The sequence below is a fragment of the Corynebacterium sp. sy017 genome, from assembly GCF_017918135.1.
In the GTDB taxonomy this organism is placed as follows: domain Bacteria; phylum Actinomycetota; class Actinomycetes; order Mycobacteriales; family Mycobacteriaceae; genus Corynebacterium.
The window spans coordinates 130,003-155,047 of the sequence record NZ_RZUE01000001.1 but is presented as its reverse complement, the minus strand read 5'-3'; the positions used below and the strand labels follow the sequence as shown (position 1 = coordinate 155,047).

At 45.6% G+C, this 25,045-nt stretch carries 23 protein-coding genes; 15 read left to right on the top strand and 8 right to left on the bottom strand.

Translation table 11 applies throughout. The features are described from left to right. The 14 genes from rpe (at window position 1) to secG (ending at window position 13,861) form a co-directional block, all read left to right on the top strand. Complete coding sequence (gene rpe / locus EML15_RS00705) at window positions 1-681, top strand: ribulose-phosphate 3-epimerase (protein ID WP_144272941.1); 681 nt, start codon at window positions 1-3, stop codon at window positions 679-681. Beyond that, complete coding sequence (gene ribD / locus EML15_RS00700; RefSeq protein ID WP_255455965.1) at window positions 674-1,762, top strand: bifunctional diaminohydroxyphosphoribosylaminopyrimidine deaminase/5-amino-6-(5-phosphoribosylamino)uracil reductase RibD; 1,089 nt, start codon at window positions 674-676, stop codon at window positions 1,760-1,762. Before rpe ends, ribD begins: the two co-directional genes overlap by 8 nt. A gap of 28 nt (window positions 1,763-1,790) precedes the next feature. Beyond that, window positions 1,791-2,378 (top strand): riboflavin synthase, encoded by a 588-nt coding sequence (locus EML15_RS00695; RefSeq protein ID WP_144272940.1) that lies wholly within the window; start codon window positions 1,791-1,793, stop codon window positions 2,376-2,378. A 54-nt stretch (window positions 2,379-2,432) separates the two neighbouring features. Continuing rightward, window positions 2,433-3,743 (top strand): bifunctional 3,4-dihydroxy-2-butanone-4-phosphate synthase/GTP cyclohydrolase II, encoded by a 1,311-nt coding sequence (locus EML15_RS00690; RefSeq protein WP_144273428.1) that lies wholly within the window; start codon window positions 2,433-2,435, stop codon window positions 3,741-3,743. Then, on the top strand, window positions 3,736-4,203 hold the full coding sequence (gene ribH, locus EML15_RS00685) for a 6,7-dimethyl-8-ribityllumazine synthase (protein WP_144272939.1): 468 nt from the start codon (window positions 3,736-3,738) through the stop codon (window positions 4,201-4,203). The genes EML15_RS00690 and ribH overlap by 8 nt, the downstream gene beginning before the upstream one ends. Window positions 4,204-4,227: 24 nt before the next feature. Next, window positions 4,228-4,767: a PH domain-containing protein gene (locus EML15_RS00680; protein ID WP_144272938.1), complete on the top strand. Its 540-nt coding sequence runs from the start codon at window positions 4,228-4,230 to the stop codon at window positions 4,765-4,767. Window positions 4,768-4,783: 16 nt separating this feature from the next. After that, window positions 4,784-6,874: an excinuclease ABC subunit UvrC gene (gene uvrC, locus EML15_RS00675; RefSeq protein ID WP_144272937.1), complete on the top strand. Its 2,091-nt coding sequence runs from the start codon at window positions 4,784-4,786 to the stop codon at window positions 6,872-6,874. A 17-nt stretch (window positions 6,875-6,891) separates the two neighbouring features. Beyond that, window positions 6,892-7,788: an RNase adapter RapZ gene (gene rapZ / locus EML15_RS00670; RefSeq protein WP_144272936.1), complete on the top strand. Its 897-nt coding sequence runs from the start codon at window positions 6,892-6,894 to the stop codon at window positions 7,786-7,788. A gap of 33 nt (window positions 7,789-7,821) precedes the next feature. Beyond that, a complete protein-coding gene (yvcK, locus tag EML15_RS00665) occupies window positions 7,822-8,799 on the top strand; it encodes a uridine diphosphate-N-acetylglucosamine-binding protein YvcK (RefSeq protein WP_144272935.1) in 978 nt (325 codons plus the stop codon). 101 nt (window positions 8,800-8,900) lie between these two features. Further along, window positions 8,901-9,893 (top strand): DNA-binding protein WhiA, encoded by a 993-nt coding sequence (whiA, locus tag EML15_RS00660; protein ID WP_144272934.1) that lies wholly within the window; start codon window positions 8,901-8,903, stop codon window positions 9,891-9,893. A gap of 409 nt (window positions 9,894-10,302) precedes the next feature. Further along, on the top strand, window positions 10,303-11,307 hold the full coding sequence (gap, locus tag EML15_RS00655) for a type I glyceraldehyde-3-phosphate dehydrogenase (RefSeq protein WP_144272933.1): 1,005 nt from the start codon (window positions 10,303-10,305) through the stop codon (window positions 11,305-11,307). 126 nt (window positions 11,308-11,433) lie between these two features. After that, window positions 11,434-12,648, top strand: a complete 1,215-nt coding sequence (locus EML15_RS00650; protein WP_144272932.1) for a phosphoglycerate kinase — start codon at window positions 11,434-11,436, stop codon at window positions 12,646-12,648. Between the two features lie 50 nt (window positions 12,649-12,698). Next, window positions 12,699-13,490 (top strand): triose-phosphate isomerase, encoded by a 792-nt coding sequence (tpiA, locus tag EML15_RS00645; RefSeq protein ID WP_144272931.1) that lies wholly within the window; start codon window positions 12,699-12,701, stop codon window positions 13,488-13,490. Window positions 13,491-13,624: 134 nt separating this feature from the next. Beyond that, a complete protein-coding gene (secG, locus tag EML15_RS00640) occupies window positions 13,625-13,861 on the top strand; it encodes a preprotein translocase subunit SecG (protein WP_144272930.1) in 237 nt (78 codons plus the stop codon). A 56-nt stretch (window positions 13,862-13,917) separates the two neighbouring features. Here secG and pgl read toward each other — a convergent pair whose 3' ends face one another. The 5 genes from pgl to tkt form a co-directional block, all read right to left on the bottom strand. Beyond that, window positions 13,918-14,640 (bottom strand): 6-phosphogluconolactonase, encoded by a 723-nt coding sequence (gene pgl / locus EML15_RS00635; RefSeq protein ID WP_144272929.1) that lies wholly within the window; start codon window positions 14,638-14,640, stop codon window positions 13,918-13,920. Between the two features lie 28 nt (window positions 14,641-14,668). Then, on the bottom strand, window positions 14,669-15,625 hold the full coding sequence (locus EML15_RS00630; protein WP_144272928.1) for a glucose-6-phosphate dehydrogenase assembly protein OpcA: 957 nt from the start codon (window positions 15,623-15,625) through the stop codon (window positions 14,669-14,671). 58 nt (window positions 15,626-15,683) lie between these two features. After that, window positions 15,684-17,267, bottom strand: coding sequence for a glucose-6-phosphate dehydrogenase (gene zwf, locus EML15_RS00625; protein WP_144272927.1), 1,584 nt, complete (start codon window positions 17,265-17,267; stop codon window positions 15,684-15,686). Window positions 17,268-17,354: 87 nt separating this feature from the next. Next, entirely contained in the window at window positions 17,355-18,440 is a 1,086-nt protein-coding gene (tal, locus tag EML15_RS00620; protein ID WP_144272926.1) for a transaldolase, read from the bottom strand. A 72-nt stretch (window positions 18,441-18,512) separates the two neighbouring features. Beyond that, window positions 18,513-20,606, bottom strand: a complete 2,094-nt coding sequence (tkt, locus tag EML15_RS00615) for a transketolase (RefSeq protein WP_185967131.1) — start codon at window positions 20,604-20,606, stop codon at window positions 18,513-18,515. Between the two features lie 449 nt (window positions 20,607-21,055). Here tkt and EML15_RS00610 point away from each other — a divergent pair, with 449 nt between their 5' ends. Beyond that, window positions 21,056-21,970 (top strand): heme o synthase, encoded by a 915-nt coding sequence (locus EML15_RS00610; RefSeq protein WP_144272924.1) that lies wholly within the window; start codon window positions 21,056-21,058, stop codon window positions 21,968-21,970. A 125-nt stretch (window positions 21,971-22,095) separates the two neighbouring features. Here EML15_RS00610 and EML15_RS00605 read toward each other — a convergent pair whose 3' ends face one another. The 3 genes from EML15_RS00605 to EML15_RS00595 all read right to left on the bottom strand — a co-directional run bounded on the left by EML15_RS00605 (window position 22,096) and on the right by EML15_RS00595 (window position 24,965). Then, the gene (locus EML15_RS00605; protein WP_255455964.1) at window positions 22,096-23,097 is read right to left on the bottom strand and encodes a heme A synthase; all 1,002 of its coding nucleotides are present in this window, start codon (window positions 23,095-23,097) and stop codon (window positions 22,096-22,098) included. Window positions 23,098-23,186: 89 nt separating this feature from the next. Further along, window positions 23,187-23,981, bottom strand: coding sequence for an ABC transporter permease (locus EML15_RS00600; RefSeq protein WP_185967157.1), 795 nt, complete (start codon window positions 23,979-23,981; stop codon window positions 23,187-23,189). A 42-nt stretch (window positions 23,982-24,023) separates the two neighbouring features. Beyond that, on the bottom strand, window positions 24,024-24,965 hold the full coding sequence (locus tag EML15_RS00595; RefSeq protein WP_144273426.1) for an ABC transporter ATP-binding protein: 942 nt from the start codon (window positions 24,963-24,965) through the stop codon (window positions 24,024-24,026). Between the last annotated feature and the right edge of the window lie 80 nt (window positions 24,966-25,045).

Genomic DNA, 25,045 nt, shown 5'->3' with positions numbered 1-25,045 from the left:
ATGTCTGTTAGCAGAAATAATTACGAGCGGATACCGCTTATCGCTCCATCTGTACTAGCTGCTGATTTCGCTCAGTTGGATAGAGAACTCGCCAAAGTTGATAATAGCGACTGGATCCATGTGGATATTATGGACGGTCACTTTGTCCCTAATCTTTCGTTTGGTGCAGATGTTACAGCGGCGCTGGGAAGGCATACTGATAAACCATTAGATGTTCATCTTATGATTGAGCAACCTCATAAATGGGTGGATAAATATATAGCTGCTGGAGCGCATAGCATTACATTCCACGTAGAAGCGCATGATGATCCAGTAGATCTAGCTCGTTTCATTCGCAGTCATGGTGTAAAAGCTGGTTTTGCTGTGCGGCCAGGTACACCTATCGAAGATTACCTAGATGTAGTATCTGAATTCGATGAAGTAATCGTGATGAGTGTGGAACCTGGTTTTGGCGGGCAGAAGTTTATGCCTGAGCAATTAGAAAAAGTTCGACTTTTGCGCAATACCATTGATGAACAGGCTCTTTCTACACTCATTGTTATTGATGGTGGTATTTCGCGCAGCACAATTGCTAGTGCTGCGCATGCAGGTGTAGATGTATTTGTGGCAGGGTCTGCTGTTTTTGGCGCAGCTGATCCAGGTGCAGAAATTACAAGATTGCGTGAATTAGCACGTGCATAACAATCAGAAAGACCTGGATGCTTTTCGACGTTGTCTCTCATACGATGCGCAACAGCGATTACTAGGATTAGCGTCTGAGCTAGGCGAGTCCGTCATGCAAGGCATTGCTTGTGCCTTGGCAGCCGGGGAGAGCGTTAAAGGAACAACAAGCCCCAATCCCCCAGTAGGTGCTGCAGTTTTAAGTCAAGAGGGAGCAATTATTGGTTGTGGCGGGACAAGTCCTGTAGGCGGTGCCCATGCAGAGATTAATGCTTTAGCTCACGCCCAGGGGGCTACCCATAATGCAACTGCCATAGTCACTCTGGAGCCGTGCAATCATACTGGGAAAACACCACCATGCAGTCATGCTTTGGTAGCTGCTGGGATAAAGCGCGTTATTTATCTATCCGCTGATCCCAACCCAGTTGCCCAGGGTGGCGCGGAGTACTTAAGAAATCATGGTGTGGAGGTAATTTTTCTAGACGTAGATGTTGTGACGCTTTTGCCTTGGTTATGTTCGCTAAAAACAGGGCGCGCGAGTATTACCTTGAAATGGGCACGGACTCTCGACGGTTTTCTAGCTGCAGTGGATGGTACAAGCAAATGGATTACAGGCGCGGTGGCAAGGGAATATGTGCATGAGGATCGTAGCCATCGTGATGCCATTGTTATTGGTACTGGAACTGCATTAGTGGATAATCCTCGATTAACTGCGCGAAGAAAAAATGGTAGTGAGTATGCGCATCAACCTATGCGTGTTGTGGTGGGACGCAGAGCATTACCGGCACATTACCACTTAGTTCGTGATTCTGATCGGGTGCTGTTTTTTGATGATTATGCAACAGCATTAGAGTCATTGTGGGAGTTGGGAATGCGTGACATTTTGGTCGAAGGCGGTGCACAGCTTATTTCTTCAGTGCTGAGCACAGGTGAGTATGATTTTATTCAGGATTATTGTGCCCCAATTTTATTGGGTGCGGGTAAGAGTTTCATCAATCAGCCTTTAGCGCAGACTATGGCAGATTGTATTCGACTTGAAAAAATACAGACAGTGCTCTTGGGGCAAGACGTTATGTCGTTGCTGCGGCATGAGCGGCTCTGAAATATCATTAGAGCAAAAAGGATGATGAATGTTTACTGGAATAATTGAAGAAAAAGCACTGGTTGAGCACATTGAGCGCTTAGAAGATGCGCTGCAGGTGCGTATTAGTGCACGCACTATTTTAGCTGATGCACATTTAGGAGACTCGATATCGGTCAATGGGGTGTGCTTGACTATCGCAGTGCTTGATGCACATTCATTCGTCGTAGACATTATGCAAGAGACATTAGATAGAACGACATTGGGAAATCTTCAGCTCGGTGATGAAGTTAATGTGGAACGGGCATTGTCTTTGCAGGACAGGTTAGGCGGTCACATAGTGCAGGGGCATGTGGATACTACTGTTGCTTTGTTGGCTCGAGAACATTCTGAAAATTGGGATGTGCTGAGGTTTGAGTTACCGGATGATCTTGCGCGGTATGTCGTCGAAAAGGGCTCAATTGCGCTCAATGGTACTTCACTTACTGTGTCATCTGTTGCTAAGAATGTCTTTGAGGTGTCTTTGATTCCGACCACCTTGGCGCATACAACTCATGGGCAATTAGCGGTAGGAGAGCGTGTGAACGTAGAAGTTGATTTGATGGCAAAGTACGTGGAAAAGATGCTCACATCATAAGAAATGGTTGAGGTTTCCTTTGCCAGGGTGCTAGCAGTAAAGTAGAAAAACGTGATTAATAGTGCAACAGATTCATCAGAACTCGCTCTCGATACAATTGATGAGGCAATTTCTGCTATTGCAGCTGGTGAAGCGGTAGTTGTTATTGATGATGAAGATAGGGAGAATGAAGGTGATCTCATCTTCGCTGCCCAAAAAGCTACACCGGAATTAGTGGCGTTTATGGTGCGGTATTCTTCTGGTTATATTTGCACTGCTTTGACTGATTCTGATTGTCAACGCTTAGCATTACCGCCGATGACGCATATCAATGAAGACGCTCGTCAAACTGCATATATGGTCACAGTTGATGCTAATACTGGTTCTACGGGTATTTCGGCTAGTTCCCGTGCCTATACTCTTCAGCAGCTTGCTGATGAACGTACACAGCCGACAGATTTCACTCGTCCTGGGCACATTGTTCCGTTGCGAGCACGTGAAGGGGGGGTTCTTGCACGTGAAGGGCATACCGAAGCAGCTGTTGATTTGGCGCGTTTAGCTGGATTACGTCCAGCTGCGGCATTATGCGAAATTGTCTCTGAACAAGATCCCACAGATATGGCACGGGCACCAGAGCTGCGTAGGTTTGCTACTGAACATGGGCTAAAAATGATTAGCATAAAGCAACTGAAACAATGGCGTCTTCGTCATGAGCTCTTGGTAGACCAGGTTGCAAAGGCATTATTGCCTACCGAGTTCGGCACCTTCACTGCGTTGAGCTATCGCTGGTCAATTACTGGTCAAGAGCATATAGCTTTGGTCATGGGAGATGTATCAGCCGCTGATGAGCCTATTTTAGTGAGAGTACATTCTGAGTGCCTCACCGGAGATATTTTTGCTTCACGACGGTGTGACTGTGGTCAACAGCTGCATTCATCGCTGCGTATGATTGCAGAAAAAGGGCGTGGCGTTGTTATCTATATGCGTGGACATGAAGGTCGCGGCATTGGGATTACCGCTAAATTGCAGGCGTATCATCTCCAAGATGAAGGGATGGATACAGTAGATGCTAACACTGCATTAGGTCATCCTGTTGATGCACGTGATTTTGCTGCAGCAGCACATATACTGAAAGATCTTGGCGTAGCGAAGATCGCGCTGCTGACAAATAATCCACATAAAGTTCAGGAATTGGGTGACGTGGGAATTTCTGTTGTTAATCGGATAGCATTGCCAGTAGAAGTAACTTCAGATAATCACCGTTATTTACGAACGAAGAAAGAGCGTATGCATCACGTTTTACCGTGGGTAACGCATATTGATAGCGATGGACCACACCTCTTAGCTGAATCATTGACTAAACCAGGAGAATCTATACATGAGTAAAGAAGGATTACCATCAGTTAATGCCATTGATGCAGAGGGTATGCGGGTGGCCGTCGTAAGTAGTATGTGGAACAGTGAAATTTGTGCGCAGTTGCGTCGTACAGCGTGTGAAACAGCACGTGCGCATGGGGCAATCGTGGAGAGTTTCGAGGTAGTAGGTGCTTTAGAGATTCCTGTTGTGGCGCAAAAATTAGCAGCCTCGTTTGATGCTGTTGTGGCATTAGGCTGTGTTATTCGTGGGGGAACACCCCATTTTGACTATGTATGTGATTCTGTCACTCAAGGATTGACTAGGATTGCATTGGATACCTCAACCCCAATTGGTAATGGTATTTTGACTGTTGATACTCAGCAGCAAGCGATTGACCGAGCAGGATTTCCAGATTCTACTGAGGACAAAGGCACTGAGGCGATGATTGCAGCACTACATACTGCGCACGTGCTCAGAAGCATAGTTTGATAGATGTGAGATAGAAGATAGAGCATGATTACTGCACCTGATGATAATACAGCTAGGGAAAGTCTCAGTGAAGACCAAGTACAGCGCTATGTAGCAGCAGATGCTGCATTGACTACTTCTTTGCCGTGGGAGCTAGAAATAACAAGTAAAAAGATGAAGTTTCTGGCTATTATTGCGGCAGTAGTAATCGTCGTCATTCACATTGTATTAGCAGTGCTTGTTGCTATCGGTGATACTGGTACCACAGTAACTCTTATTGACCAATGGGGTTATGCGCTTGTCGGGTGTATTTTCGCTGGAGTTGCTTTCTTCGGGCTTAGGCGACCACGAGTTCGCGTTAACGCAGATGGCGTTGATGTGCGCAATTTTATTGGTTCGCGTTTCTACCCTTGGTCGGTAATTTATGGTCTTAATTTTCCTGAGGGAGCGCGTATTGCTCGCTTAGAATTACCAGATTTCGAGTATGTACCCATGTGGGCGATTCAATCTGCAGATGGCGTGGAAAGCGTGAAAGCAGTTACTGCTCTTCGTGAATTAGAACAACAATATATGCCAGAAGATTAAGGACTAATTATTTATTGTGGCTGATCCAACTACTTATAAACCAGCTCCAGGAACCATTCCCACTGACCCAGGTGTTTATAAGTTTCGTGATGACTCACGCCGTGTCATTTACGTCGGTAAAGCAAAAAACCTGAGAGCACGTCTATCTAATTATTTCCAAGACTTATCCATGCTGCACCCGCGTACGCGGCAAATGGTGACCACAGCTGCAAGCGTGGAATGGACAGTTGTTGCTAATGAAGTAGAAGCCTTGCAACTAGAATATACGTGGATCAAGAAATTTGATCCACGGTTTAATGTGCGCTTTCGCGATGATAAAAGTTATCCGGTATTGGCAGTATCGGTGGGGGAAGAAATACCGCGTGCTTTTTTATATCGCGGTCCAAGGCGCAAAGGGGTACGATACTTCGGTCCGTATTCGCATACTTGGGCAATCCGAGAAACACTAGATCTGCTTGGCCGTATTTTTCCAGTTCGTACCTGCAGCAAAGGAGTATTTAACCGGCAAAAGCAACTAGGGCGTCCGTGTCTTTTAGGCTATATAGATAAATGCGCTGCACCGTGTGTCGATAGAGTTACCCCGGTACAGCATCGAGAAATTGTAACTGGGTTTTGTTCTTTTCTCGCAGGAAATACTGATGCCGTAGTACGTGATTTAACTGCGCAGATGCATCAGGCGGCGGCGGATCTTGACTTTGAGAAAGCGGCTCAATTGCGTGATAAAGTCGAAGCGGTCAATAAGGTAACACAGCAACAAGCTGTGGTTCTTGGTGACGGCACCGATGCTGATGTCATAGCAGTAGAAGCTGATGAGCTTGAAGCGTCGATTCAGCTTTTCCATGTGCGCTCTGGTCGAATTCGCGGACAGCGCGGTTGGATAGTGGAAAGAACTGATGCTACTGAACAAGGTCTTGCTGAGTTGTTGAGTGGCTTTATTATTAGTTTCTACACCGATGCTACTGAGCAAGAAAAGCAAACTTTTGCTAGTGAAAAAGCAGTGATAGCTGGCAGCATTGACGCAGATGAGCAAACGCTTGCTGTCGACGATGCTGCTGGGGTCAATGATGAGAAACTTTACGGAACCCACCACTATAGTGTGATACCTAAAGAAGTTCTGGTGGATACTGAACCACTTGATTGCGATGCGCTTATTGAAACACTTAGTCAACTTCGTGGCACAAAAGTTGATGTGCGTGTGCCTGTTCGTGGTGAAAAACGTGCATTGAGTGACACTGTGCGTCGTAATGCTAAAGAAGCATTGCGGCAGCACAAATTAAAACGCGTAGGAGACTTGACCGCGCGTTCTGCGGCATTACAAGAAATTCAAGAAGTATTGGGTATGGCTCAGGCGCCGTTACGCATTGAATGCACAGATATTTCGCATATTCAAGGTAGTGATGTTGTGGCTTCATTGGTGGTATTCGAGGATGGGATTGCAAAGAAATCCGATTATCGTCGCTACAAAATTAAAGAAGCCGCAGGTGATGGTCATTCTAATGATGTTGCCTCCATTGCCGAAGTAGTCCGACGCAGATTTTTGCGGCATAAGCAAGATAAAACTTTTATGCCACAGTTGGACGCACAAGAGACATCTTTTACTGAGGAATTAGCTGAGTCGGCTCAGCAACATGACACTGCACGTTTTGCATATCCACCACAGCTTTTTATCGTCGACGGTGGTGCTCCTCAAGTTAATGCAGCTCAAAAAGTTTTTGATGAATTAGAAATTGATGATGTGATGCTTATTGGCATAGCGAAGCGCTTGGAAGAGATCTGGCTACCTGGAGAAGAAGAACCACTTATCTTTTCGCGTAATTCTCAAGCATTATTTTTGTTTCAACACATTCGTGATGAGGCGCATCGTTTTGCGATTAATTTTCATAGGCAACAGCGCTCTCAGCGTATGAGACACTCTCAACTCGATGCTATTGCTGGTCTTGGCACTCAACGACGGACTGACTTGGTAAAACATTTTGGCTCACTCAAAAAGCTCAAAGAAGCAACAATTGAGCAAATACAGGAAGTAAAAGGGATCGGCCCAGCATTATCAGCGACGATCTTCCATGCGCTACATACTGAAGAAGGTGCAGACACACACGAGCACTAAGAGCTACAATCGCTAGTATGCATAGCAATGGATTAACAAACGAACCCAAAACAGCAATTCCACCAGTGATTGTTACTGGATTATCCGGGGCAGGATTGAGCTCAGCCGCACGAGTGCTGGAGGATATGGGTTGGTATGTGGTGCAGAATCTACCACCGCAATTTGTTGTGGAATTTTTAGAAAAAACCACAGATTCAGCAAGCCCCACAGATAAGATCGCATTGGTATGTGATGTGCGTTCTCTTGATTTTCACGGCACGTTAGAGCAGGTAATACAAGAGTTAGCGCATAAAGGTTTGGCACCTTTGGTTCTTTATATGGATGCTCGTGATGATGTGCTTATTAAGCGGTTTGATAACTTGCGTCGTACTCATCCACTCCAAGGCAGCGGTACTTTGCAGGTAGGAATCAATCGTGAACGTGAGATTATGTCTGTGATCAAAGAAACAGCAGATGTAGTAATTGATTCTTCTGATTTATCTGTTCATGATTTGCGACGAGCTATTGAGGCTAATTTTTCGTCGATCGCTAATAAATTGCAACACGTTACAGTGCAGTCTTTTGGATTTAAGCATGGTTCGCCTCGCGATACAGACATCATGGTTGATGTGAGATTCTTACCCAATCCTTTTTGGGTACCTGAGTTGCGACCATTTCGTGGTGTAGATAAGCCAGTGGCAGATTATGTTTTGGCACAGCCATCAGCGCAGGCTTTTTTGGATAACTTTGAGTCCTTATTTGGTGATATGCGAGACGGCTTTAAGCATGAAGGAAAAAATTTCATCACCATTTCTATTGGGTGTACTGGTGGGCATCATCGTTCAGTAGCTATTGCAGAGGAATTGGGGCGAAGATTTCGAGAGCAAGGAGATTTAGACGTTACCGTTATCCATCGTGATATCGAGAATAATTAAAAGCATTTACAGGAACGAGGGGCAAAAGAAACAGTGGAGAAAGCGAAAACTCCAAAGAAAATTGTCAGCTTGGGTGGTGGACATGGACTATTCCAAACGCTTAGAGCAGTACGTTTAGCGTGTCCAGATAGTATTACTGCCGTTGTGACTGTTGCCGATGATGGTGGTTCTTCGGGGCGCATTAGACGCGAATTAGGGCAGATACCACCAGGTGACTTACGCATGGCTCTCTCTGCCTTAGCGCCTATGGACGATGCAGGACACTTATGGGAAAAAACATTGCAGCATCGTTTTTCTGGACATGGCGCGCTTGCTGGGCATGCCGTCGGAAATTTGTTGATCGCTGGCCTGTATGAGGTACTAGGTTCGCAGGTGCAAGCACTTGACACTGTTGCACAATTGATTAGAGCACAAGGCAGAGTGCTACCTGTGTGCGATGAACCTTTGGACATCGAAGCTGATGTTTCTGGTTTGGATGATGATCCTCGTATTATGCGCCAAGTGCGTGGTCAAGTTGCAGTAGCTTCGACGCCTGGTCAGGTGCGTCGAGTGCGAGTAATTCCTGAACAACCACCGGCAAGCAAAGAAGCATTGGCAGCTATTGCGGAGGCTGATCTTATTACGCTTGGTCCTGGCTCTTGGTTTTCAAGTGTTATTCCACACGTATTAGTGCCAGGAATTGCGCAGGCTCTTGTTGAGAGTAGCGCAATGCGGATTGTAGTCTTGAACCTTACTTCTGAGCCAGGGGAGACATCAGGTTTTTCTGCTGAACGTCACATCCACATCCTTACTCAACATGCACAGCAATTGCAGGTAGATGTCATTATTGCTGATGAAACTACATTGCCTAACGCTAGCGATCGACGCCATCTTGAACGTGCTGCTGCTGTGATGGGAGCTCGGGTTGCGTATCACGATTTGAGGTTTGCATCTGATTATGTGCATCATCGTGATCGTCATGATCCAGAAAAGTTGAATAAAGCAATCCTCAAAGAATATGCCGCTGGCTAAACTACTATGATGATAGCTTTGATGAAATAAAAGTGATGAGACATCAGATGCTGTTGAATTTTATACAATAGTGTCTCAACGTTTTGGCGGAAGGTGTTTTTATGAGCGTCTCTACGCTTACTACAGAAGCAAAAGAAGAGTTAACAAAAGTACGTGTGAGTCGTACGAGCGCTAAAATAGCAGAAATAGCTGCAATTATTCGCTTTGCTGGCACAGTTGATGTGATGGCTGGCAAGGTGGTTATTGATATTGAACTGGATAATCAATTAGTAGCAAAGCGTGTATCACAAGAATTACATGATGTGTTCGCTAGCGACGTTTATTTCATGGATCTAGGTCTTTCGTCTTCGCGTAAAACACATAAACATTTATTGCGGATTAGTGAAGAAGCAGATGTGCTTATGCGTCGAGTGGGCTTAGTGACTCGCTCTGGGCATAAAGTTATTGGGTTACCGCCGCAAATTATTACTGGAACTATTGAAGATGCTGAGGCCGCATGGCGTGGTGCATTTTTGGCATCAGGTCACTTGTCTGATCCTGGTCGTTCTTCTGGTTTGGAAGTGGCATGTCCATGTCAAGAAGCTTCATTAGCGTTAGTCGGTTGTGCTCGTCGTCTTGGTCTTAGTGCTAAAGCTAAAGAAACTCGTGGTGTGGAAAAGGTATCTTTGCGTGATGGGGAAGCTGTTGGTGCGTTATTATCGCGCATGGGTGCCCATGCTACTCGGTTACGCTGGGATAAGAGCAGGCTCAAGCACGAATCTCGCCCTTCAGGCAATCGTTTGGCTAATTTCGATGATGCTAATTTGCGACGTTCAGCACGGGCAGCGGTTACTGCTGCCGCTAGAGTGGAACGAGCAATGACGATTTTGGGTGATGATGTACCAGATCACTTAGTGGAAGCAGGGCAGTTGAGAGTGCAGCATCGTCAGGCGTCATTGGAAGAACTAGGTCGTTTGGCAGATCCACAGATGACTAAAGACGCAGTGGCAGGACGTATTCGTCGATTGTTATCTATGGCTGATAAACGTGCACAGGAACTTGGCATTCCTGATACTCAAGTTGCCGTGACTGATGATATTCTCAATGATCTGTAGGGCAGAGATGGTGTGCTGATGATGGACACGGGGATTTCGTGAGTCTTGAGGACATCGGAGACTATGAGAAAAATCACTTATGGTTTGAGTGGAAAATAGTCATCTGTGCGTTATTGCGATAACTTTTTGTTAGCTACCCCTGTTAAGAGGTAGCTTTTTGTTTTTAGGGGGTAAATTTTCCGTTCGGAAATAGTTTTTGCCAATAGGGAACTATAGTCTACCCCCATTTGGTTGGGAATAGAATGGAAAGTGGGGGATATTCAATGGTAGCGGCGCACTTTCATATTTCTAGCTCTGCACATATATCTGACTCTGCGTAGAATTGGTGTTGGAACTGAGCTGGAAATAAGCAACATTAGATAAACAAGAACGCTCAGTGGAAACAACATCGAGTTGAGGAGAATTTAAGATGACAATCCGTGTAGGTATCAATGGCTTTGGACGTATTGGTCGCAACTTTTTCCGCGCTATCCAACAGCGTGGTAGCGATATTGAAGTTGTCGCAGTAAATGACCTAACTGATAACCACACTTTGGCTCATTTGCTCAAGTACGACTCTATTCTTGGGCGTTTAGGTGAAGACGTAACCTATGATGAGCAGTCTATTACTGTGGGGGGCAAGCGTATTAATGTTACTGCAGAACGCGAACCAAAGAACCTTGCTTGGGGAGAACTTGGCGTAGATATTGTTATTGAATCCACTGGTTTCTTCACTGATGCTACGGCTGCGGCTGCACATATTGAAGCAGGTGCGAAGAAAGTTATCATTTCTGCTCCAGCGAAAAATGAAGACGCTACTTTTGTGGTAGGGGTCAACCATACTGAGTATGATCCAGAGAAGCACCATGTTATTTCTAATGCATCCTGCACCACAAACTGCCTTGCGCCGTTGGCGAAAGTGCTTGATGAAAAATTTGGTATTGAAACTGGTTTGATGACAACAGTGCATGCTTACACAGGCGATCAGCGTCTGCATGATGCACCACACCGTGATTTGCGTCGCGCTCGTGCTGCTGCTCAAAATATCGTTCCTACTTCGACCGGTGCAGCAAAAGCGGTGGCTTTGGTGCTACCACAGCTTGAAGGTGTACTAGATGGCTACGCATTGCGCGTTCCTGTTATTACTGGTTCTGCGACTGACCTTACATTTACTGCTAAAAAAGAAGTATCTGTTGAAGCTGTCAATGCTGCCATCAAAGAAGCAGCTGAAGGTGATCTCAAAGGTGTGCTTGCTTACACTGAAGATCCTATTGTTTCCACAGACATTGTTACTGATCCTCATCCATCAATTTTCGATTCTGGCTTGACCAAAGTAATCGGAAACCAAGTAAAAGTTGTGTCATGGTACGACAATGAGTGGGGTTACTCTAACCAGCTCGTTGCTTTGACCGAGTACGTGGGAGAGCGTCTCTAAAATTTAGTATTTTCCTTTGACAAAGAGAGCCTGGGATATGGAAACATAATCTCAGGCTCTCGGTGCATAATATGTCTTAAAAAATCCCCTAGAATGGTAAGGGAACAAGAAAACCAAGGAGAAAATATGGCTATAAAAACTCTGCAAGATCTACTCAAAGAAGGCGTTGCTGGTAGGCATATCCTAGTACGTTCTGATTTCAATGTACCGCTTGATGATGAAGGCAACATTACAGATTCAGGTCGTATCATTGCTTCACTCCCAACTATCAAAGCCCTCATTGAGGCCGACGCTCGTGTGATTCTTATGGCTCACCTTGGTCGCCCCAAAGGCACAGTAGATCCTCAATTCTCATTAGCTCCTGTTGCAGAAGCACTCTCTGAAGCCTTGGATCAATATGTGCCTCTTGCTGCAGATGTTGTTGGCGAAGATGCCCATGAGCGTGCCAATGGGCTTAACGACGGTGATGTGTTGCTACTAGAAAATGTACGTTTTGATCCACGCGAAACCAGTAAAGACGTGCAGGAGCGAGTAGAATTTGCACAGCAGCTTGTGGCACTCACCGCTGAGAATGGTGCTTTTGTTTCAGATGGTTTTGGCGTAGTACATCGTGCCCAGGCATCGGTCTATGAAGTAGCTCAGCTTCTACCACACTATGCTGGTGGGTTAGTGCAAAAAGAGATAGATGTGCTGCAGCGTATCGTCGACAAGCCACAAAAGCCATATGTAGTGGTATTAGGTGGTGCAAAAGTGTCGGATAAACTTGGTGTTATTGAGGCATTGGCACGCCAGGCAGACAAGCTCATCATTGGCGGCGGAATGTGTTATACCTTTTTAGCTGCACAAGGATATAACGTGGAGAACTCTTTGCTCCAGGAAGAACAGATCGAAAAATGTGCACAGTTATTAGAATTATATGCCGATAAGCTGGTTCTTCCTGTTGATTTGGTTGCTGCTGAAACCTTTGCGGAGGATGCAGAACACACAGTTGTTTCTTTGGACGCAATTCCATCGCAATGGCAGTCGCTGGATATTGGACCGAAAACTGTAGAAAAATTTGCAGAAGTTCTTGCTCAGGCACACACTGTTTTCTGGAATGGACCTATGGGAGTCTTTGAGTTTTCTGCCTTTGCACAGGGAACTCGTGGTGTTGCAGAAGCAATTATTGCAGCAACTGATCAAGGTGCGTTCTCTGTGGTTGGTGGCGGCGACTCAGCTGCAGCAGTGCGGTTACTAGGACTGCCTGAAGAAAAATTTAGCCACATCTCCACGGGTGGCGGCGCCTCCTTAGAATATCTGGAAGGAAAAGAATTACCAGGTGTAGCAGTTCTGGAAGCATAAATAACTACTCGACATAGATTCTTGCCGGGAAGATAAAAAGGAAGCTGAAAATGGTTAATAATAAGCGCAAAATACTCATAGCTGGTAACTGGAAAATGAATCTCGACCACTACCAAGCTATTGCAGCAGTGCAAAAACTAGCTTTTGCACTACCTGAGAAATACTATGATGAAGTTGATGTTGCCCTGACTGTTCCGTTTACAGATATTCGCTCTGTCCAAACCCTCGTACATGGTGACAAACTTCGGATCAGCTATGGTGCGCAAGATGTTTCTCCTCATGAATCCGGAGCCTATACCGGAGAAATATCCGCAGCTATGCTGGCAAAACTGCAATGCGATTGGGTTGTAGTAGGACATTCAGAACGGCGTGAGTATCATCAAGAAAATGACGATGTGGTGGCAGCCAAAGCACGGGCAGCCTTGTCTCAAGGAATAAGTCCCATCGTGTGCGTCGGAGAGCCTCTTGAAATTCGAGAAAACGGTACTCATGTTGATTACGTTGTAGCACAGACTCGTGCTTCTCTTGCTGGAATAAACAAGGAGCAACTTGCACGTACAGTCATTGCCTACGAGCCTGTGTGGGCCATCGGAACTGGCAAAGTTGCTTCTGCGGCTGACGCTCAGGAAGTATGCGCTGCTATTCGAGAGGTTATTGTAGAGCTAGCCGATCAAGAAACAGCAGATAGCATCCGTATTCTCTACGGTGGTTCGGTAAAAACTGGCACAGTTGCAGAGATCGTCGAACGCCAAGACGTAGACGGGGCTTTGGTTGGTGGCGCGTCCTTGGATGGTGAAGAGTTTGCTCGACTCATTGCGCATTCTGTGGGAGAAATGCTCTAAGAACACTTGTAACACTGTATTACTATGAAAATAGTGTATAGTTTTCCTGAGATACAGAAATACATAATGTGCATCCATGTGCTCCTCATTAGTTAGTGAGCACTGGGTGGATAATAATAAAAGAAAAGGTAGTTATGGCATTAGCGCTTCAGATCATCTTGGTTATTTCCTCTCTGGTAATGACGCTCTTTGTGCTGTTGCACCGTGGTAAAGGTGGCGGTCTTTCTAGTCTTTTCGGTGGTGGAGTTCAATCAAATCTTTCTGGCTCTACTGTAGTAGAAAAGAACCTTGACCGAGTTACGATTTTCACAGCGATCATCTGGATTGCCTGCATTATTGGGCTAAACCTGATTCAGGTATATGCCTCCTAAAAAGTAAGTTCGGGAGCTGTAGTTTTTACTACAGCTCCCGCTTTTATGACCAGATGTTAGAGTCTGCTACTTGCGTCAGCAGAAACAATGAGTAATGTTTCTGTGCGCCCTTCCACACCAGCAACTGGATAGTCAAGTGCTGGTGCACGGTGGACTGCATGATATACGGCCTCGGCCTTTTCTGCACCAGATACTAATAGCCACACTCGTTTGGCAGAATTAATTGCAGGAAGAGTAAGCGTTACTCGCTGTGCCGGAGGCTTGGGGGAATCATGCACGGCGACGACCAACTTTTCTTCTTCCTTGGTCGCATTACTATGTGGAAATAGGGAGTTAATATGCCCTTCGCCACCCATACCGAGCAAATGGAGATCGAAGCCATCGGGAGCAAAATCCTTGAGCGTATTTTCGTATGAACGCGCTGATTCTTCGAGATCTACTCCGCCAAGACCATAGCCGTGGATATTTGCTTCTGGGATATCAATTTTTTCTAACAGGACTTCACGAGCTTGCCCCTCATTGGAATCAGGATGTGAAACCGCAACATTGCGCTCATCTCCAAAAAAGATGTGTACTCGATCCCATTTAATATCTTTATCCACTAATTTAGCCAATGTGCCAATTCCGGCACCGCCACCAGTGAGCACAACACGTGCAATACCATCACCTGACACACCACCTTCTTTGATAATGTGACGAATAACCTGGGTAAAGCGATGCGCAGCTTCATCAGTAACCCCTGCTAAATCCTCAGTATGAATAATATCGATGTGGTTCATATACGTAGTGTTGCTTTCATTTCTCATGCTAGTTATTTGATTGTTCGTGAATATGCTCTAGTGCATTGAGCGCATGTTGATACGCAGTATCAGGATCTAGATGACGCAGTTCTTCGGCTAAACAATCAGCGATTGTTCGCGCTGGGAATGCTACCAAAGCAGGTTTTCTCTTTGGGAAAGACACGGAAAGCGTGTCGTTTTCCTCGAGCAGTTCGACAGATAATGTGCCGGAATCACGATCGAGCTCTATCCGACGAATAGTCGTATCGAAAGATTCTTCACTATTGATGTGCTTATCTTCGTGGACTAATCGTACTGGTACCTCTAATCTTGCACTGAGCCATGCAGTAATGAGATCGAGACTTGGTGAGTTCTTCAAGCCATATACGCGTACTGCATTGACACGTTCATGAGGGGGCTGGTCAAGGACAGAAGCTAATACGCGTCGCCAAGGACTTAATCTAGCCCAGCTCATGTCACTGTCACCAGGCATATAGTTTTCCGAGCGCAATGCGAGTAAGTTTTCATGTGAGTCATGAAAAGCATCAGTTATGCGTCGCCATGCAATTTTCCCAATAGGGTCCGCTGCAACATTGGTCGGAGCATGATACGGCCACCATGCCACAATAGGAGTATCAGGCAGCAATAAAGGGGTCACTACATGCACGAGATGCTGTGAAACCTGACCAGCTAACTGCATGATAATTATTTCTGACGCACCAGCATCACCACCGATACGTACCTGTGCATCAAGGCGTGACTGGGCTTGCTGATTGTTGCTTTGTACTAGAACAATGACACGCGAAGGATGCTCACGAGATGCACTATAAGCTGCGTCGATAATGGTATCAATATCGTCGGCATCGTGCGCGATGATAATCAGTGATAGCACACGACCAGTGGCAATTTGACCACCAGTATTTTGTTTTCGGACAAGAGTTTTAGCTATTTCTCTTGTGCTGGTATCAGGCAGATCAAAGATCACAATGCTTTCCTTTGCTTCTCATACTTCTCGTGCACGATGATGTCAGGTATAGGGCATTCTAAGGACGACGCCATTGTCTTCCTTCCCGTGCCATCATGCGATCAGCAGACTCTGGCCCCCAGGTACCAGCGGCATATTCTTCTGGTTGACCAGATTGAGCCCAATATTTGAGAATGGGATCCAAAATTTTCCAGCTTAACTCGACTTCTTCATTGGTAGGGAAGAGGCTTGCTTGATCAAGCAGCGCATCCAAGATGAGTCGTTCATATGCTTCAGGTGATTCTTCGGTGAAAGATTCAGAGTAGGAAAAGTCCATGTTTACATCACGAACTTCCATTGCCGAACCTGGTACTTTCGACCCAAAACGCATGAGCATACCCTCATCAGGTTGCACCCGAATAACAACTACATTTTGTCCTTGCGCATGGCGACTACCAGCACCAAATGGTTGGTGTGGCGCGTCCTTGAATACAAGCGCAATTTCGGTAACACGCCTTCCTAGGCGTTTACCAGTACGCAGATAAAATGGGACTCCTGCCCATCTGCGTGAATTGATTGATAAGGTACAAGCTGCATACGTTTCTGTTGCTGATTGAGGATCAAAACCTTCTTCATCACGCAATCCTGGAACATACTCAGAGCCTTGCCATCCTGCACCATATTGACCACGCGCGGTGGTATCAGCAAAAGGCGTTACTGGTTGAGTAGCGCGAAGCACTTTAATTTTTTCTGCCTGCAATTGCGCTGGGCTAAAGTCAATTGGTTCCTCCATCGCAACAAGCGCGAGTAATTGGATCAAATGATTCTGGATTACGTCGCGAGCAGCACCTATGCCATCATAATAACCAGCACGACCACCAAGACCAATATCTTCTGCCATGGTGATTTGCACATGGTCAATGTAGTGAGAGTTCCATAGCGGATCAAAAAGTTGATTAGCAAACCGTAGTGCCAAAATGTTTTGCACGGTTTCTTTGCCTAAATAGTGGTCAATACGGAAAACTGATTTTTCTGGAAACACAGAGTTAATCACATTATTGAGTTCTCGAGCAGATTCTTGATCATGCCCAAATGGCTTTTCGACGATCACCCTACGCCATGAACCCTCAGGAGCATGTGCCATTCCTGACCTATCAAGTTGGTGACACACTGCAGAGAAAGAAGAAGGCGGAATAGATAAGTAAAACGCCCAGTTTCCTGCGGTTCCACGAGATTGATCTAAATCATGCAATTTTGCGGCGAGACGGTCAAAGGCAGCATTATCATCAAAGTCACCACTGACAAATTCAATACCCTCAGCGAGTCTTTGCCAGACATTTTCTCTAAAGTCAGTGCGTGCACTGGCTTTTACTGCCTCGAGAACATAGTCCTCGAACTCTTTTTTTGACCACTCACGACGTCCATAACCCACTAGACTAAAACCTGCTGGTAATAAGCCACGATGAGCAAGGTCATAAACAGCTGGTAAAAGTTTTTTACGAGCTAAATCACCAGTAACCCCAAAAATAACCATGCCAGAAGGCCCAGCAATGCGGGGGAGTCTTTTATCATGATCGTCACGTAGCGGGTTGAGCCACTGATCATTGTGCTCTGAAAGAGAGCTTTTTGTATTATCACCGTCACTGCTTAATGGTTCAATCACGTTCTTTAACTTTACCTTTTAACAAGATGAAATGCATTACTCAGAAAGAAAAATACAGCCGTGGAGTGCACGGCTGCGATAAAAACTTTAACTAAGGCGTTGGCTCATGGAGTCGAGAAGTTCATTCCATGCTGCAACAAATTTTTCTACGCCTTGTTCTTCGAGTAGACGAAAAACTTCTGCAAAATCAATACCAGCGTCAACCAATTGTGCAAAAATATCTTCTGCTGATGCTGCACCATTGCTAAGCACATCAGAAATATCAGTGCTATCACTTGCGAGGACTGCATCAATGGTTGCTTCAGGCATGGTATTCACAGTATGAGGACCAGCAAGGTTGCTGACATACATTATTGGGCTATAGTCTGGGTTCTTTACTCCAGTAGAAGCCCAAAGCGGACGCTGGATATTGGCATTATCCGGTAAATCAGCAGCGTCGAAAAGCTCTAAAAATGCTGCATAAGCACGTTGTGCATTGGCAACGCCTGCTTTGCCTCGAAGGTCAAGTGCTTGTTGCGTTCCGATCTCATTGAGTCGAGCATCAACCTCAGTATCAAGACGCGAGACGAAGAAAGACGCCACTGAATGAATCTTCGAGACATCAAGACCTGCTTGTGCAGCACGATTAATGCCATCGATATATGCGCTAACGACCTCTCTATAGCGAGCCACAGAGAAAATCAAGGTAACATTAACGCTGATTCCTTCTGCGAGAGCATCCGCAATAGCTGGCAAGGATCCATCAGTAGCAGGTATTTTAATCATGGCATTAGGGCGATCAATGCGCTTCCATAATTCACGTGCTTGTGCGATTGTAGCATCACGAGAATCAGAAATACGTGGGTCTACCTCAATAGATACCCGACCATCCAGACCATGCGTGCGCTGATAAATATCAGCAAATAGGTCACAAGCAGCTTGCACATCTTCAATACTCATGGCATAGACGGCTTGATCAGCAGGAGTTTGCTCAGCTTTGAGCTTGTCGATGCTTGAGTCATATGCATTTCCAGAGCTCATGGCTGCCGCAAAAATGGCTGGGTTAGTAGTAACACCAACAATGGATTTTTCTTTGATGACAGTAGCGAGGTTTCCTGATTCGATTCGTTCGCGTGAAAGATCATCGAGCCAGGTAGAAGTTCCTACATGAGCGAGAGTATCAATGGTATTCATCGTGTAGTCCTTTTCAACTGGTTAAGAGAAGTGATGATAGGGCAGTAGTCGAGTTTTCATTGTGCTGGCACACTAGGATGCCAATGATTCCTTTGCTGCTTTAACTACAGCGTCAACAGTGATACCAAATTTTTGGAACAACTCTTGATAAGGAGCAGAAGCACCAAAGTGCTCCAACGATACTGCATGTCCCTGTGAACCGAGTAGGCGATACCATGGCATTGCAATACCAGCCTCAACACTGACGCGTGCACGCACTGCCTGCGGTAAAACAGATTCTTTATATTCTTCGCTTTGTTCCTCAAACCAATCAAGGCAAGGAACAGATACTACACGAGCAGCAATTCCTGCTTCTTCAAGTTCTTGCGCTGCCGATACCGCAAGCTGTACTTCAGATCCGCTAGCTAACAAGATCACATCAGGGGTTGCTTTTGATCCTTCAACAAGGATATATGCACCACGAGCGACACCGTCGAGAGCTTTTTCTTTTGTTCCTTCAAGAACTGGAACATTTTGACGGGTAAGTGCTAGTCCTTTTGGTCCTTCCTTATACATCAAAGCTGCACGCCACGCCGCACTGGTTTCATTTGCGTCGGCAGGACGCAACATCGAGAAACCAGGAATAGCACGAAGAGTAGCTAGCTGTTCTACTGGCTGGTGTGTCGGACCATCTTCACCCAAACCAATGGAATCATGTGTCCATACATAGTAGGCATCTGTCTGCATTAGTGCGGCGAGACGCAAGGCAGGGCGCATATAGTCGGAGAAAATTAGGAATGTACCACCATAAGCGCGGGTACCACCATGCAAAGAAATACCATTGATAATTGCTCCCATTGCATGTTCACGAATACCAAAATGAAGGTTACGTCCTCCAGGAGTTGCTGACCAAGTGTCAGTACTGATACTTTCTGGTCCGAAAGACGGTGCACCCTTGATAACCGTGTTATTTGAGCCAGCTAAATCAGCTGAACCACCCCAGAGCTCTGGCAGTGTGGCACCGAGAGCTTGCAAAACAGCTTCAGATGCTTTACGCGTAGCCACTCCTTTTTCATCTGCGTCCCAGCTAGGAAGATCGCAGTCAAAATCTTCTGGCAATTTACGTTGTGCAAGACGCTCAAAGAGCGCATTACTTTCTGGATTATTAGCTGCCCACTCATCGAAAGACTTTTGCCACTGGGCACGCTTTGCGGCACTACGTTCAATAAGTTTACGAGTATGCGTAATGACAGCATCGTCGACGTAGAAATGTTGCTCTGGATCAAAACCTAATTCGCGTTTTGTTGCAGCAATTTCTTCTTCACCTAAAGCTGCACCATGAACAGCACCGGTATTCATCATGGTTGGTGCTGGATAACCAATGATTGTTCTCAAACGAATAAAGGTTGGGCGAGATGAATCTTTTTGTGCTTCACGAACTGCATCTTCGATCGCTGCAACGTTTTCACCGCCTTCAATCTCAAGGACTTGCCAACCATAGGCTCGGTAACGAGCCACTACATCTTCTGTAAACGCAATAGAGGTATCTTCTTCGATGGAAATGCGGTTATCATCCCAAAAGACAATAAGATTACCAAGTTGCTGTGTACCTGCAATAGAGCATGCCTCGGCAGTAACTCCCTCTTGAAGATCGCCGTCAGAAGCGATGACATAAACAAAATGATCAAAAGGAGAAGTTCCTGGTGCGGCACTTGGATCAAAAAGCATACGCTCTCGACGAGCTGCCATTGCCATACCAACGGCAGAGGCAAGACCTTGACCTAATGGGCCAGTAGTGATTTCCACGCCTTTGGTATGGCGGTATTCTGGATGACCTGGTGTAAGTGAACCCCAAGTACGAAGAGCTTTGAGATCGTCGAGTTCCAGGCCAAAACCACCAAGATAGAGTTGGATATATTGGGTCAGCGAAGTATGACCGCAGGATAACACAAAACGGTCGCGACCAACCCACTGGTCATCTGTAGGGTCAAGGTTCATGACGCGTTGGAACAAAGTATAAGCCAATGGAGCAAGAGACATTGCTGTCCCCGGATGCCCAGAACCACATTTTTGTACAGCATCTGCTGCTAGAAGTCGCACAGTGTCTACTGCACGAGTATCAGTATCAGTCCAATCATCAGGGTAAGAAGCAGTGGTAAGAGTCTGTAGCTCAGGTGACAGCGACACGGAAAAATCCATCCTTTGGTTTATCTAAGAAAAAGTATTAAGACTATCTCCATTTTTACCATAGATAAGAGACAATGCGGCAGATATTTTTTCGCGTTGATTACACATTCGACTATGCCTCCCCAGCGTATTTAGCTTCTGCTGGTAGTAGGGCGGGATAAGGGGAAAACTGTGGATGTTGTGCACCAAAAAGTTTTCCATAATGGTGTCCGCAGTGTCATTAGTATTTAATGCCTAAGGTGACTAACATGATGTGAGCATAGATTGATCTGAAAGTTTTTGCGTACGTGGGAACTTTCTTGTCTTTTTGTGCGACATATATATGGACTATGCTGTGTTTCCATCATTTTCGCAGTAGTTTTGTACCTTTATGTATGTGATGCTGCGGTAATTATATAGGATGATATGGCAGAAATGATTTTGATCAACTTTTCTGGAGAGGACAACCCTTGGACGTAATCAAGGCCTATATTGCATTGACAAAACCTCGGGTTATTGAGCTTCTCCTTGTTGCAACCATTCCAGCTATGCTGCAAGCACAGCGTGGTGAGAATAACATCACCCTTATTTTGCTCACAGTCATTGGTGGTTGGATGGGTGCAGCTGCAGCCAATACCTTTAATATGGTTGCTGATTCTGACATCGACCAAAAAATGGGTCGTACTCGTGCTAGACCACTGGTACGTCATACTGTATCTAATCGCCAAGCAACAATTTTTGCCTGGATACTTACCGTAGCTAGTTTTTTGTGGTTGTGGTTGCTCTGTCATTCTCTTTTAGCCGCAGTGTTTGTCATGGCGACGATTGCCTTTTATATTTTTGTCTATACGAAATACCTCAAACGCCGTACCCACATGAACATTGTGTGGGGTGGTGCTGCAGGCTGTATGCCAGTAGTGGTTGGTTGGGCAGTGATTGTTGATAATATGCCTGCAGAATTACCTGATAATTGGTGGCAAGCGTTTGTTCTCTTTATGATCATTTTCTTCTGGACGCCACCGCATACCTGGGCATTAGCTATGAAATATAAAGAAGACTATAAGGCTGCTAATGTTCCTATGCTGCCCGTCGTACGCCCGGAAAGAGAAGTAACCCGCCAGATTGTGTGGTATACCGTCGCAACCGTCATTACCACATTATTATTGCTCCCAGCAGCTGGTTTACTCTATGCAAGTGTTGCAGTCATATCCGGTATCTGGTTCTTAATTATGGCCCTAGTCCTCCATGACGGAGTGAAAAAAGGTGGAGAAGTTAAGCCACTGAAGTTGTTTATTCTGTCCAATAATTATTTAGCTATTCTATTTGTCGGTCTTTCCATTGATGCCGTGCTGAACTTAGCTCCGCTCAGTACATTGGTGCACTAAGCCACACCAAGCTCTATGAGTTTTTTGGAAGTTGCGCCGGAGAAATAAATACTAGAAAAGGAATTATGCCTGCGGTTGATTGATCATTCGCAGGCATAAGTTCTATTGAGTTTTATTGCTTTTTCTTAGGGAAAAACTGGTGTAGACCTTTCGGAAAAACCAAATTTTTGATCACCAATTCCAGAGCCAGTAACCCAGTGACTACCATCTTTTCTAGTCATAGCAACTGCCCATAATAAAGCACTAAGGGCTACGACACAGGAGCACAGCCCAATATGAAGCGGAATTGACCAACTAGGCACTCCAAGTCGATACTGCAATACACCTACCAAGCCTTGCACTATGATCGATAGGAGTAGCCAACCACCAAGGTGGCGGGCGCGTCGAGGTGCTTGCATGAGCACTAGACCGCATACCAATAGGATGCTTAATGCGAGATACGCATACATAGTCCAAGCATGAACATGCGCCATCCAGTCGATATCAACTTCTAATCGCCCTTTCATACCGTCGCCAGCGTCTCCTGAATGTGGACCTGCTCCAGTAACCATGGTTCCGGTAATAAGAACTGCACTAAGCAAAATAGCGCTAAAAGCAGATAGCATTCTCAGAGATTTTTCATATGTACGCGTGGGAGTTCCGTCGTCAGGCTCGGCAATTCTGACATACATTACTGCTGCACCCCATACCAACATCATTGATGGCAAAAAATGTAATGCAACACTATACCAAGCAAGATCAAGGAGCACAGAGATACCACCAATGACTGCTTGGACAACAATTCCAGCACCTTGGAAAAGCGCATAAAAAATGATTTCTTTTCTGCGATGAGCTGCTAGAACTGCAACAAGTACGAGAACGGCAAAAGCTAAATCAACAAAAGTGAGCATTCTGTTGCCATACTCAATAAGCTGGTGAATCCACGGCGCAGCCCCTGGCACAGGTACCAAAGAACCTTCATGACAATTTGGCCATGTATTACAGCCAAGACCTGAACCAGTCACACGCACGATAGATCCGGTAATGGTAATTCCTGCTTGTGCCAGCAATAAGCAAAACGCTAGACGACGCTGCCGCGCGATAGTTGGTGGAAAACGTCTAAGAAGAGGTGAATCAGCACTAAACACATTGTTAATAGTACACTGCTTAGTGCGCAATTTTGCTTGCCGTTATGCACAAAAGGAGTGCTGATGATGTCTTTATGCAAAGAATCACATTAATCAAACTTAAACCACTTGACAGCACTGGCAACGCCCAAGCCTGTCCAACCTAAGAGCATAAAAATTTGAGTGAGTGGAATATGCCCATCAAAACTAGACACAAGACCTTGAGTCAGCGCCACGCTAGGAATGTATTGAAGTAGCCAAGACGGCGAGCCACTCATTCTGAAAAGGTAAAAGGACGCAACCCCTACCAAAAGAATCCAAATCAGATTGCTAATTCCCAATACAATTTCTGATGATAATGCACCACCAATTGCCATGCCTAAAGAAGTAAAACAGCAGACGCCAAGGAAGAAACAAAGCACACTTACCGGTAGTCCAATTAAATGTGGGTGCCACCCCAAAAGCAGTGCGCACGAACTAAGCAAAATAATTTGGAGAATACTCACGACGAGTACCCCAAGTATTTTTCCAAGCACAATGGTCGTACGAGAAACTCCACTAGCACCGGATCGCTTGAGCGCACCATAACGACGATCGAAAGCTAAAGAAATTGCCTGGCCGGTAAAGCCGGAACTCATGGCAGCAATAGCCAACATAAGCGGTAGCCCTTTCTGAAGGGGATGTGGATCTTCAACGAGTGGCAAAAATGCAAGAGCGATGAGCATACCGATAGGAATGATGAAACTCAGTAGTAATTGCTCGCCATGACGCAGAAACAAAAGTGATTCAATTTTTCCTTGAGCAATAACCATCGTTTGCGTACGTGCAGGTTGTGGAGCAGGGGAGAAAGTTCCGGCTGGAAAATTAAGTGCGTTGGTATTTTTTTCCGAAGAATTAAAAGACAAAGACACAGGGGTAGTATTGGCACTGTTATGGGACATATATGATCAACTCCGCACTGAATGATGAGTGATATCAAGAAAAATATCTTCTAAAGAATGGCAATGAGTAGAAAACTCTGTGATGAGAACATCCTGCTTGGCCGCCTCTTTACTGAGCTCGGCAAGTATCGTGGGGTTCAGTGGATAAGGAACAAGTGCTTTATAGGAAAGCGGCTTTTGTGCTACCACGTTTAAGCGACTTAAAAATTCGGATTCAGAGATATTAAGAGGTTGCGCTGTGGAAAAATGAATTGCTACTTTGCTACCCATGCCAGTAGGCGAGTTATAGGACGCAGCATGCTGTTTTCTCAGTTCTTGTAGGGTACCTTCAGCTACAAGTGTGCCCTTATCAATGATTGCGACACGATCTGCTAGCGCTTCAGCTTCATCCATAAGGTGAGTAGTCAAAATAACTGTCACACCATCGCCACGCAATTGATCGATGAGTTTCCAGACTAACAGACGAGATTGCGCATCCATTCCCGCCGTTGGCTCATCAAGGAATACCAGCTCAGGGCGACCAATCAGAGCAAGAGCTAAAGATAGGCGTTGTTGTTGCCCACCGGATAAACGTCGATAAGTAGTATTGCGGACGTTGGCTAAACCGAGTATGTCAAGTAACCATTCTGGATCAAGAGGATTAAGGCTATAAGAAGCACTGAGCTTTAACATTTCGCCAACACGAATACCAGAGTAGCTACCACCACTTTGGAGCATGATACCAACTCTTTGCCGTACCAAATCTGGATGGGTGACCGGATTGAGTCCAAGCACTCGTACCTCGCCAGAACTAGGTTTGGTGAAACCTTCACAAATTTCTATCGTGGTTGTCTTGCCGGCTCCATTAGTTCCTAAAAACGCAAGAACTGTCCCACGGCGAACCTTGAGAGACAGGTTATTGACAACAGTTTTAGTGCCATACTTCTTGACAAGATTATGAATCTCCAGGGCGTTGTCGACTTGAGTTCCTGAGCCCTCGGCTGCAAAAGACGTGAAGGCTTTTGCTGTCTTTGCTGCCGGTAAAACGT